Here is an 11,712-nt window from a genome sequence, read left to right on the forward strand (position 1 = left end):
AGGTGAAATTTAAAATAGCATTTCTGTTATTCGGGGTTATGTGCGGCCAGTTATTGAATGCTCAATTCAATACTTTGAAGCGAAGTAAAGTTGAAAAAGAATCAATTACAAATTTGGACTTAAAAATTCAAAATCAGAAAAGCGATAAAAGTGAAAAGATAAACAGAGGTATAAAATTATTTAGTTCCCCTTCCAAAGCAGAATTGAAAAGAAAAATTGATTCCTTAAAATCATCGTTGATTAAAAATAGCGCTCCGAAAATCAAGGATAAAAATTTTGATTTTAAAAGAATTGAAGATTCATTAATTATCATTTTGAAAGCAAATGCAGTTCTGATAAAAAAATCTAAACCATTGAAAACCTTTGATTTTATAGAGGACAACGAACTAAACTTAACATCCAGAATTCACATGCCGCTCAAAAATAGAATTTCTGTCACCTCTTCTTTTGGATCCCGGACTCATCCTATTTTTGGAATAAAGAAAATGCACAACGGGGCAGATCTAAAAGCATCATACGAAAAGGTATATGCAGTAATGGATGGTATTGTAACGGTGGCAGGTTGGGATTCTAAAGGGGGTGGAAATTATATTAAAATCAAACATTCTAATTCCTTTGTCACTTCTTATCTGCATTTATCTGAAATCTATTATCGAGTTGGAGAATATGTAAAAGCAGGATTTATCATTGCAAAAAGTGGAAACTCCGGAAATTCGACAGGTGCACATCTTCATTTTTCAGTAAGCGAAAATGGAAATTACATTAACCCAATTCATTTTTTAAATGATCTCATCAAAGCAAATAATTTAATAGCAACACATTATGCAAACTAACAATTTACCCACAGAAGACCTAAAGAAATATGGAATTGTAGAACCCGATAATTCATTTTCAAAAAAACTATCTGCAGAGGATATCCAGAAGTTTCTGAGTGGATATACCATTGTTGCAGACAATGATAAAAACAGAGCAACTTTTCAGCTCGTTGAAAATAACAGCCGTTTAAATGTGGTTTTTCTGGAAAGAGATAAGAATATTTCTAGCATTTTGGCTGAAAGTAAGGAAAGGATAGAATATTCGGAAATCAAGGATTTATCAAAAGGTGAGAACCAATTAAATTTCGAAAAGAAAGCCTTTGTATATGATAAAGAAACCAAAAATGTGGTTGAGTTTGATTTGGTGAAAAACGCAATGGAACTGACTGCAATTATAGCCGATAAAAAAGATGCGATTGAAATCAACCGTTACAAAATAGAATTGCAAAAACTGAAAAGTTTTCTGCAGGATAAAATGGATCAGTTTCCAGAGATCGCGAAAGAAATCACTAGCGATTTGAACATTGTATCAGAAGAAATCAACACCATAAATAGTATTTCACAAAATGAGAGCAATTCTCCAAAACAAGGACGATCAGAAGTTCAGCTCAATGTGAATGATCCCGATTTATACCATGATGCTCATCGGAAAAGAGACGAAGAATTCGACCAAGAAGAAAAGAAGGAGAAGTCGCGAGGTTTCAAAAGATAGACTATTAAAAATCCCAATTCTAAAAACTAAATATGACTATAACATTAGAAATAGGCAGGTACAACGAAAAAGTTGAAAGCGCAGGTTTTCAAAAAATGGAATTTTCCGACATCGATGAAGCGATTGCTAATCTCGAATTTATGAAAATGGGTTTCAATTATTTTAAAACTGGAGAATCGTTAGTTGTAAGATTAGCAGAAGGAACAAAACCGCATCTAATAGATTACGAAGCGGTTATTCCTATCCAGGAAATTAGAAAAGAACTCGAAGATAAATACCATCCTCACATTCAGAAAAATGAAAATGAAATCCGATCGATTACAACAAATGGCAAAACGAAAATATCGGCAAACTCAAACTTTAGTTTTGAAGCGGATGCAACGACAAGGTATGCAAAAACATCATCTGGCGAAGAATTACCTTTTAAATTGTTCAATCCCAATGAAACTGGTGCCGGATCCAATTTGCTACGGGAACCGCAAGATCCTTTACTATCCGACGATTTTGCATTAGTGGAAAGACGTTTTGCCGAGAACAAATCACTGCAACTCTTCGGGAATGAAAAAATCGGAAGTATCGATGATGTTGCCTGGCTTTTTAAAGCCTTAGAAGATGAAGCTGTAGAGCATGCTTTTTTAGTTTATGACTTTAAAGACAAAGGATATTTTGTTCAACATATTTCCACTGGAACTTTTGATGCAGCATTTGTTGATAACAGACTATTGATCGGAAATGTACTTGAAGCAAACCCTTCAGCAATCACTTTGGTACATAACCATCCGAGCGGAAATCTGAAAGTTTCTAAAGCAGATGTGGATTGTATTAACAAGTTGAAAAAGGCATTAGAAGATTCAGATATTAATGTAAATAGTGGGGTCATCATCAATTTAAGAAGCGGAAAGTATGTCGTTTTTGATGAAAATGAAACTGCTCATATCTATATGAAATCTAATCCGGAATCTTTCAAGGAAATACAGCCCTATTCTTTTAGTAAACAGGTTCTGGTAGAAAATTATCAACCCGTGAAAATTACGAGTTCAACAGATATTGCAAAATTTATTACCTCTCAAAAATTCGGGATCTCTGATAAGACAGAATTATTGGTGCTCAACAACCAGTTGAATATCGTGGGGAAATTCATTATGCCTCCTGATAATCAGCTTGATTTTATCATCGGGAAGGTCGCAAAGTTCGGTGGATCAAAGTGCATTTTGTATGGAAATAATATCACTCCGGAGCAAGTTAACACCTACAACCAGAAGCTACATTTTTCAGGAATCGAAATTTTAGATGCAATTCGATTTAACAGTGGTAATGGTAGAAAATTATATGAATCCTTCGCTGACAGCGGAGCGTTGAAAAGTCCAAGAGAAATGAATGGCGAAGTACGGGAACATTCAAATATTACTAATTATAAACAAAATCAAAAATCAAAAATTATGGAAAAGAAAGAATTTAACCAAGTAGAGTATTTGCAAAATCAACTGAAATACCTTGGGTTTGGTGAGAGTGAAAAACTTCACAAAGATTTAGAAACAGGAATGAATTCCGCGGAAAACCAATTTGAAATTAAAACCATTTCAGACAAAGCATCACCTGGTAACAAAGTGGATTTTACGTTGAAATTTAACAAAACAGACAGTGGAGGAGTTTTTCTTAATTCCTATCAAGCTGTTTTGAATAATGAGAAAGGAGAAGAAATATCCCAGAATTTCGCAGTGAACAGAGAGAATACCTTTACTGCAAAGGAAGCGGTTAATTTATTAGAAGGTCGATCTGTAAAAATTGAATTCACTAATCCGAAAACAGAACAATTGGAACCGGCATTTGTAAAACTCAATTTTGCAGAACCTAAAACGGAAAAAGGAAATTACAATTTCCAAAATTTCTACAAAAATTATGGGGTAGATACCGATCAGATCGTAGAAAAATCTAACCTAATTTTCGACAAGCCAGAGTACAAAGAAAGTACGATCAAATCTTTAGAAAAAGGGAATGTGGTCAAAGTGAAATTTGAAATGGACGACAATGTTGTGGAAGGGAAAGCAGTGCTCAATCCGCAATACAAGAACTTGAGTATCTACGATCAGGACTTGAACCGGATTAATACCAATAAGCCTCTGGAAGGTTTGGAGAACGAGAATAAGCACGATAAAAATAAGGTGAAGGAACAGAGTATCAAAAGGTAAGACCGTCAATCGTTGGATTATAAAAACGGTTGGTTTACTCTAATTAACCGTTTTTTTTCTTTTTTAAAAGCAAAGATATGTTACACAAAGTTAGGATGTTTAGTAGAAGTATATGCAGGTCACGGAGGAAAGTAACATTAATATTAGTGCCCCTAGTATTACTGGTGACTTACTCTTGTAGAAAAGAAATAAGACCTGAAAAGGGTGGTCTGGATCTTATTTCTAATGTTTATTTGGATGCCTCAAAAGGACTGGATAAGGTGCAGAATTTTCACATTTCAAGAATGAATTATTCAGGTTCTAACCTGATAGAGTTAATACCGGATATGAATTTTCCAGAAGTGACCGAAAACATTTACTACATCAAAGATTCAATCTATTTTAATGTTGGACTTGAGAATAGTGGCAGTGCAATTCTTTCAGATCTTCCAAGTCATCAAAAGGCACTTTCAGTTACTAAAAAGAAAGAAGGCGCACTTTTCACAGAGGAGTGGATTCCAAATTATCTTCATCGAAAAAACATTCGCGACACCGTGCTCTTCAATAAAAATTATAAACGCTTTGAAGTAAATTCTGCAAAAAGTTTTTCACGCTATTACATCTTTCCAACCGACACTATTTTGCCTTATTCTATTTATAGGCACGCAGAAATTGATTACGGCGGAAGGCTTGAACGAATTGATTCTTACAATAAAGACAAAGATATTTTCGTAACACTTCAGCTGCTAACCAGAAAGAATTGGGACGATGAAGCCAAAGAAATATTTGATTTTAATGAGTTTGTAAAAAAGAAAAAATAGTGCCCGCACATTCAATTTACTATTCCGATTCAGAAATCGACAATATGTCAAACAGTCTGTCCTTACTTGACTATTTTCTTCATCTTGAAAAGAGAGGTGAAGTATACTTCGACCATAAAATTGGTAGTGAATATTACTTTAAAACAGACCGTAATAAATTTTCTGTATCAGACAAGGGCTATTATGATTTTAAAACGGGCGAAGGTGGACAGATCATAAAAGCAGTAATGGAATTCGAGAAAGTAGATTGGAAAAGTGCGCTGGAATTTGCGAAAAACTTTAATCAAAATTTTATGCTGTACGAAAATAATTTTGAAAAGGAACAAACCAGTTTATTGAAGGATGAAAGCAAGTCTGCGAATATTCACATTACAAATTCATTCGTGCCCAACAATGAAATACTGATTTCCTATTTTGAAGGTCGTGGTATTTCAAAGCAGATTTTAGTGGATTACACAAAGCAAATTCATTACGAAATTGCAGGTAAGAATTATTTTGGAATCGGAATCGAAAATATATCTGGCGGATTTGAAATTCGAAATTCATTAATGAAGTCGAAGGTGGGGAAAAATAATATTTCAGAAATAATAGGTGAAAAAAATGAGGTGATCGTATTTGAAGGAATGACCGATATGTTATCCTTTGCGCAACTTTTGAAAATAAATAATCAAAAAAATAACAGAACACTGGTCACCCTTAATTCCATAACAAATCTTGAGAAATTTTTTAATAAATATACTAATTACAAAGGTAAAATGTTTCTTTGTCTGGACGGCGACAAAGCCGGAAATGAAGCGACAACAAAATTATTAAATTCGTTTAATGGCGACAACATTAAAGACATTCGAGCCTTATATAGAATTTCAGAAAATGGTCACAATGACTTGAATGAGTATTTGCAAAATAAGCTTGGACTTCACAATATAAATGCTAATTTAGTAGAACAAAACACAGTCTCAAATGAAAACTTTAAAATCCAATCGCAAAGAAAAGGTAGCGGAGAATTTAGCCAAGCTCTCGAATCCAAACAAACACGAGATAACTCCAGCGGACAAAGAGTGGGCAGCGAAAATGCTGGAAATGGATCTGCAGAATCAAAGTGGATCGATCTATCAGGAAGAAGAGTTAGAAAATCCGTTACAAATGCACAACGAGAAGATGCTTCGAAAAATGAAGGTAGAGAAACTCCCTTGGATGGAAAATTAATACAAATTTCCACAGAGTCGACAGAGTTAGACAAGTTAATAGAAAAATATAAAGGTCAAAAATTGACCAATGAACAAGTCGCAGAAGTAGTTTCTGCGGCTTGTTTCGTTTCTGAAACTGGCAAAATATTGATTAATGAAGCCGTAATCATTACAGATGAACTTAAAGATATTTGCAAACAGTTTAAGAGCGGAGGAACTGCCAAAGAAGGACGCGGAATTCTTGATGAATATTACACAGACCACAAAATTGTCGGGGTAGTTCGCAATTTAATATCAGATCAGTTTAAAAATAAAAAAGAAATATTTGTGTTAGAGCCAAGTGTTGGAACAGGAAATTTCATCAATGCCTCTGATGAATTAGCCATGAAATCTCACGTAAAAGGATTTGAAATAAACCCAACCACTGCGAAAATTGCAAAGATCTTTCATCCGGAAGCAGAAATCAATCTCCGATCTTTTGAAACAGAATTTATTGACGATAATGGAAACAAAAGAGGTCCAAATGATTATATCGAGAAGTATGATTTGGTCATTGGAAATCCTCCTTATGGAGAACACAGAGGTTTTTATAAAGGATTGGGGGAGGAAAGTAAAATCTCAAAATATGAGGATTATTTTATTAAACGTGGTCTAGATTCTTTGAAACAAGATGGAATTTTGGCAATGGTTGTTCCTTCCGGCTGGTTAAACCGTCAGAAAAAGTTGAATAATGCTGAATTATTAAGTGCTTTTCGTTTGCCAAGTGGTGCTTTTGCGGGTACACAGATTGGAACGGATATTATAATTCTTAAAAAGAACAGTCAATCTCCCGCTCAAAATCTTTCTGATTACTTCGATAAAAACCCACAAAATATCTTAGGGGAAATTAGAGAGAAAACCAATCGCTTCGGCCGTTCGGAGTTTTACGTTCATGGCAATTTGGACGATGCTATTGCTTTACTGAGTAATCTTCGAAATAAAAAAGAAGCGGTAAGAATTGGCAATCTTTTCGAGGATTTAGAAATTAATGTACATGATGTTGACAAGATCGTTCCGCTAATAAATATAATTCCTGAAATTTCGCAAAAAGATATTCGGGACAATTCTAAAATTGAAGATGAACTACTTAAAAAAACTGTTTTAGAAAAATTAGAGAAAGCCCTGTTAATACTAAATACCGTCAAGTTTAAATCCCCTTCTATTGTTGCACAAATTGAAAAATTCGCAAAGTGGAAAGTCCAAATATCTCATGAACCGGAGATTTTTTCAAATGAAAAATTAAGAGATCTTGGAGAGAAAGCAGATAAAATACTTCAATCAGAAACCATTAAAAATTTTGAATATGAATTTCAGTCACAGCCATTAATTAAAAAAGGTATTTTGAAATACCAATTTGCGAAAGAAGATCGTGTTGTAGATGCATCATTGCAAAACAGTTCAGACATTACTGAGGACCAAATAGCAACATTTAAAGCCACTTCATATGATGGCACGATTAATAATCACTCTAGGCATTTTGAATACGCTAACTACCAAGACGGAAAATATGTTCATGATTTTTATTATGCAGAAGGAAATATTTATGAGAAATTAGACCAACTCGAAAAGGATTTTAAAGAAGATTGGGGAATTATGGGTCTCGAAAAGAAGTATTATGAAAAGCAAAAGGCACTTTTATTAAATGTACTTCCAAAACTGAAAAGTTTAGATGAGATCTCGATCAATCCAAATCATGAATTTGTACATAATTTTAAATTAGGAACTATAGAAAAAGAGCAGTATAATCATGAAAAAAGAGAGACTGAAACGGTAATTGTTGAATATAATCTTGCGGAAAAATTTAAAGATTTCGTTAGCCAACTTCCCAGCGATGCTTTCGCGGGGTCATCTTCTTGGGAAGTTCGAAGTTTTGTGGATAATGAAACGGTTACTGGAAGCGATAAAGAGCGAAACGCTCTAATTCGTGAAAGAAGAAAAACGGCCGCAAATGATTTGTTTTCAAAATTTATCAGAGAGGAATTGTCTGATGATTTAAGAGTTCGATTCGTTAAAGAGTTCAACAAAAATTACAATCATATTCACGTTCCGGATTATTCAAAATTTCCGCTGTTTTCCAAAATTCATCAAAACTTTAAGGGAACTGAACTACGATTAACAGAAGTTCAAAAATCTGGGATAGGAAGGCAGACTACAAAAGGAGTAGGGCTTTTGGCGCATGAAGTGGGTTTCGGGAAAACATTATCCGGGATTCTTTCCTTGCATGAAGCAATGCACAGAGGAAATTCAAAAAAACCATTGATAGTAGTTCCTAACGATAGTATCTTAAAACAGTGGGTAGAAACTATTTTTGAAACAATTCCCAATGCTAAAGTCAATGTTTTAGGCAATCTTGGAAAAGACTATGACTTGTCAAATTTTGATAATAAGGAGGGAGAAATCACTATTGTTACATATGAAGGATTTAACAATATTGGGTTTTCAAATGAAATTACTGAAGAGTTGTCGTCAAAATTCAATTACATTTCTGCCAATGAACTTAAAAGTGTAACCAACACAGAAAGAGAGTTACAGATTGAGCTGCAGAAAGAAAAAGAAATTGAAGGCAAAATGAAACGCGGAAAAATCTACGATTGGGAAGACTTTGGATTTGACCATTTGACTTACGACGAAGTTCACAATGCTAATCATATCGTGGGAAAAGTGAAAATTGAAGATCGGAGGTTTTCATCAGATTTCAGGAATCAAAATCAACAGACTTCTAAATTGGGAATCAATACTTGGATGGCCGCGCAATATATTCAGGATAAACAAAACGGAAGAAATGTAACGCTACTTTCCGCAACACCTTTTACCAATAAACCTTTAGAATATTATTCCATATTATCATTAATTGCCAACAAACGTTTGGAAGAATCTGGATATTTTAATGTGAATACGTTCTTCGAAACTTTTATGGAAGCGGATAATGATATGGAAATTGATGCAAAAGGTGATGTGAAATTTAAACCAAATGTGCGAAGATTTAAGAACAATCAGTTATTCCAGCAATTGCTTTCTGAATTTATTGATATAAAAGGAGAGGAAGATAATTTGGAATTAATTCGTCCGAATAAAATAAATAAAGAATACAAAATTGAGCAAAATGATTTGACGAAAGAGCAATATGAATTATTAAATCAAAATTTTGATGATGATGCGAAAGGAGCAATTCTGACTCATATTCTTAACGCGAGATTAATCGCGTTTTCACCTTATCTATCAATTTATTATGAAAGAGAAGAACCAACCTTGAATGAATTTATAGAAAATTCTCCAAAATTAAAAGAAACAATGAATCTGATTCGACAAAATAAAAAGGATCTTCCAGATTCTGGACAGATTATTTATTCCGAATTGGCAGTAGCGCAATTTCCAAAATTGAAAGAATACCTCATTAAAGAGGTGAATTATAAACCAGAAGAAATAGGAATTATAACTGGAGCAACAAGTAAGAAGCAACGAATTTCCATTCAAGATGATTTTAACGCTGGAAAAATTAAAATTGTTATCGGTAGCGAAGCCATTCAAGAAGGAATGAATCTCCAAGAAAATACAACCGACGTCTATTTACTTACTTTACCATACAACTTCACTTCACTTCGACAGATTGAAGGTCGCGCCTGGAGACAAGGAAACAGAAATGAAAACGTCCGTATCAACTTTATGTTAACCAACGACAGCATTGATGTTTTTATGTTGCAAAAATTGCAGGCAAAACAGGCGAGATATTTAGAAGCAATGAAAAAAGGAGCAGATGTTTTAGACATTTCGGATATCAGTACACAGGAACTTAAAACTTCAATCATCACCAATCCCGAAACAAGAGCGAAAATTGAAATAGAAATGCTGAAAAAAAAATTAGAAAGTGAAAAGAATAAATTTCTTGCAGATAGTGCTTTTGTTTTAAGAAAATATGAAGATTTTACAAAGGTACAGGGAGAAGTTACCAAAGCAGAAATTTCTTACAATAGAATCAAAGAGTACGCAGATAATACTTCCGACGGCAACTCGGAATATTGGGAAAACCAACTGCCATTTTACCAGAAAACCATTGATTTAGCCAAAGCAGAAGTACAAAATACAATTACCAATCTTGCATCTAAAGGTGTTAATGTGACTGAAATAGAAAAACAAACAAAAAGTACTGCGGATAATATTGCGATTATTGCAGCGAAAATAGAAGAATTGCCACTCACAAAAGATGCGCTTATAAAGCAATATCAGGAAGAAAAAGAATTACAGATGGAGAGGAGTGCCAATAAAGATCATGTGAAGGAAAGAGAATCAGAGAACAGAACCTTATTTGGAGACGCTCTTCCCCCCGGGTTAAACGATAAGGTAAAAGTAATGGTAAAGAATCCTGCTCTGGCTGTTGAGAGTTATAGATTTATTGGGAGAAGATAGGTAACGTGTTTAGATAGCAAAAAAAACACGTTAAAAATAGTATAATAATTATTATAATATGAATCCAAAGATTTCAAAAAGGCATTCAAAATACATATTGTATATCTTTCAGTTTTCTTTTAGCAACATTTTTTTTCTTGCTGAATTGGGGGGCAAGCAACACTTCCATAACTGCAATATACGCAACAATCACCTTCGTGTGGTTTTAAAACAGTTTTGCATTTTTCACACTTGTAAAAATATTGGCAAGCGTCTGTCGGCATTGTTTCTTCTTTTTGGTGTCCACAATTTGGGCAAGTGATTATTGATTTTAATATGGTTTCCATTTTAATTTTCTTTTTTGTTGGTTACAGAATATCCTGTTGAGTTAATTGCTTTTTCAATTTCGGTAATGTTTATTTTGGAATTGTCAAACTCTACGATTGCGTTTCCGTTTTCATATGATGCATTTGAATTTATAATTCCTTTCAATTTATTCACTTCGTGATTTACGTGTTCACCGCAACTGGTACAAGTCATTCCTCTAATTGAAAATTCCACTTTTTGAATATTGGATTTGTCAAAAACGATGATTTGCTTTTCCGTCTTTGGGTAGAAGATGCTCGAATAATATGGAACGGCAAGCATAACGATTGCAAATGCAGTAATAATTCCTAAAAACTTTTTTGACTGGATGAATTGTGGTTTTTCTTCTATGTCGCAATTGCAGTCAATTTGTTTTTTAGGTTTCAATTTTTGATACCAAGCAAATCCAAGCACCAAAATTGTCAAGCTAATAAAATATGGTCTGAATGGTTCAAGCCAAGAAAAAGATGATGCAAGTCCGCTTGTTCCTGCTATTAAAGCCAATACTGGTGTAATGCAACATAATGAAGCTGCAATAGCTGTCAAAAGTCCTGCTCCGATTAGTTTGTTGTCGGTTTTCATATTGTTTCTAAAATTTTGTTTTCGTCAAGTATTTTGAAAAATGGTTTCAACATTTTTTCATACTCTTTCGTCAACGAGTAAAAAATGGTTTGTGCTTCTCGTTCCGTTTCGATTAGTTTTCTGTCTTTGAGTTTTCGCAAATGTTGAGAAATTGCGGAAATTGTCATACCAAGAATGTCGCTGATGTCGCAAACACAAAGACGTTTTTCTTCATAAAGCAGAAACAGAATTTTCAGTCTTACGTTGTTACCCGCTAATTCAAGTCCGTTCGACAAATAGTCAAACGAGCCGCTGAGTTCCGAAACTCTGTCTTTACAACGGTTTATTTGTTTAATATCCGCTTGTTGTCGTATGCAAGAAATGTTATCCATAATGCAAAGGTATTCAATTTGTTTATTTAAGCAACTACTTAAATAAAAAAGTTCAAAAAAACCCGATTTATCTGTCGGGTTGTGTCATCATAACCTTACCACTAAGGTTCGGTATTTCTGTTGCTGTTTTTTTTATTTGCAATAAATATTAAACGATTTCCGATTATTCCATTTTACTTAAAAAACTAGTACATCAAATTAAACATCAAATTGTTCTTTAGGCTGTCCCACATTACACCCTTTTTCGTAAAATATTTGAGTGGACGAA

8 protein-coding genes are annotated in these 11,712 nt (G+C 33.9%); 5 read left to right on the forward strand and 3 right to left on the reverse strand.

The features are described 5' to 3' along the window. The first annotated feature begins 2 nt into the window (after positions 1 to 2). The 5 genes from H562_RS0102680 to H562_RS14545 all read left to right on the forward strand — a co-directional run bounded on the left by H562_RS0102680 (position 3) and on the right by H562_RS14545 (position 10,146). A complete protein-coding gene (locus tag H562_RS0102680) occupies positions 3 to 833 on the forward strand; it encodes a M23 family metallopeptidase (RefSeq protein ID WP_394330163.1) in 831 nt (276 codons plus the stop codon). Further along, positions 823 to 1,527, forward strand: a complete 705-nt coding sequence (locus H562_RS0102685; protein ID WP_027376103.1) for a hypothetical protein — start codon at positions 823 to 825, stop codon at positions 1,525 to 1,527. Before H562_RS0102680 ends, H562_RS0102685 begins: the two co-directional genes overlap by 11 nt. A 32-nt stretch (positions 1,528 to 1,559) precedes the next feature. After that, positions 1,560 to 3,716 carry a JAB domain-containing protein gene (locus H562_RS15310; protein WP_051190370.1) on the forward strand — a complete coding sequence of 719 codons (2,157 nt, stop codon included), beginning with the start codon at positions 1,560 to 1,562 and terminating at the stop codon, positions 3,714 to 3,716. A gap of 77 nt (positions 3,717 to 3,793) precedes the next feature. After that, complete coding sequence (locus tag H562_RS0102695) at positions 3,794 to 4,516, forward strand: hypothetical protein (protein ID WP_233701965.1); 723 nt, start codon at positions 3,794 to 3,796, stop codon at positions 4,514 to 4,516. A 44-nt stretch (positions 4,517 to 4,560) separates the two neighbouring features. Then, positions 4,561 to 10,146 (forward strand): helicase-related protein, encoded by a 5,586-nt coding sequence (locus H562_RS14545; RefSeq protein ID WP_233701966.1) that lies wholly within the window; start codon positions 4,561 to 4,563, stop codon positions 10,144 to 10,146. 119 nt (positions 10,147 to 10,265) lie between these two features. Here H562_RS14545 and H562_RS15760 read toward each other — a convergent pair whose 3' ends face one another. Genes H562_RS15760 through H562_RS0102710 form a run of 3 tightly spaced genes read right to left on the reverse strand, consistent with a single transcriptional unit; the run spans position 10,266 to position 11,444 of the window. Beyond that, the gene (locus tag H562_RS15760) at positions 10,266 to 10,472 is read right to left on the reverse strand and encodes a GDCCVxC domain-containing (seleno)protein (RefSeq protein ID WP_083993621.1); all 207 of its coding nucleotides are present in this window, start codon (positions 10,470 to 10,472) and stop codon (positions 10,266 to 10,268) included. 1 nt (position 10,473) lies between these two features. Beyond that, positions 10,474 to 11,073, reverse strand: a complete 600-nt coding sequence (gene merTP / locus H562_RS0102705; RefSeq protein WP_027376105.1) for a mercuric transport protein MerTP — start codon at positions 11,071 to 11,073, stop codon at positions 10,474 to 10,476. Further along, on the reverse strand, positions 11,070 to 11,444 hold the full coding sequence (locus H562_RS0102710; RefSeq protein ID WP_027376106.1) for an ArsR/SmtB family transcription factor: 375 nt from the start codon (positions 11,442 to 11,444) through the stop codon (positions 11,070 to 11,072). Before H562_RS0102710 ends, merTP begins: the two co-directional genes overlap by 4 nt. Positions 11,445 to 11,712: the final 268 nt, after the last annotated feature.

The organism is Kaistella palustris DSM 21579, assembly GCF_000422265.1.
GTDB classification, from domain to species: domain Bacteria; phylum Bacteroidota; class Bacteroidia; order Flavobacteriales; family Weeksellaceae; genus Kaistella; species Kaistella palustris.

What these genes read in the sequence shown, in the direction of transcription:
- H562_RS0102685 (WP_027376103.1), top strand. Translation starts at nt 823, where the DNA reads ATGCAAACTAACAATTTACCCACAGAAGACCTAAAGAAATATGGAATT.
- H562_RS15310 (WP_051190370.1), top strand. Translation starts at nt 1,560, where the DNA reads ATGACTATAACATTAGAAATAGGCAGGTACAACGAAAAAGTTGAAAGC.
- H562_RS0102695 (WP_233701965.1), top strand. Translation starts at nt 3,794, where the DNA reads ATGTTACACAAAGTTAGGATGTTTAGTAGAAGTATATGCAGGTCACGG.
- H562_RS14545 (WP_233701966.1), top strand. Translation starts at nt 4,561, where the DNA reads ATGTCAAACAGTCTGTCCTTACTTGACTATTTTCTTCATCTTGAAAAG.
- H562_RS15760 (WP_083993621.1), bottom strand. Translation starts at nt 10,472, where the DNA reads ATGGAAACCATATTAAAATCAATAATCACTTGCCCAAATTGTGGACAC.
- merTP (WP_027376105.1), bottom strand. Translation starts at nt 11,073, where the DNA reads ATGAAAACCGACAACAAACTAATCGGAGCAGGACTTTTGACAGCTATT.
- H562_RS0102710 (WP_027376106.1), bottom strand. Translation starts at nt 11,444, where the DNA reads ATGGATAACATTTCTTGCATACGACAACAAGCGGATATTAAACAAATA.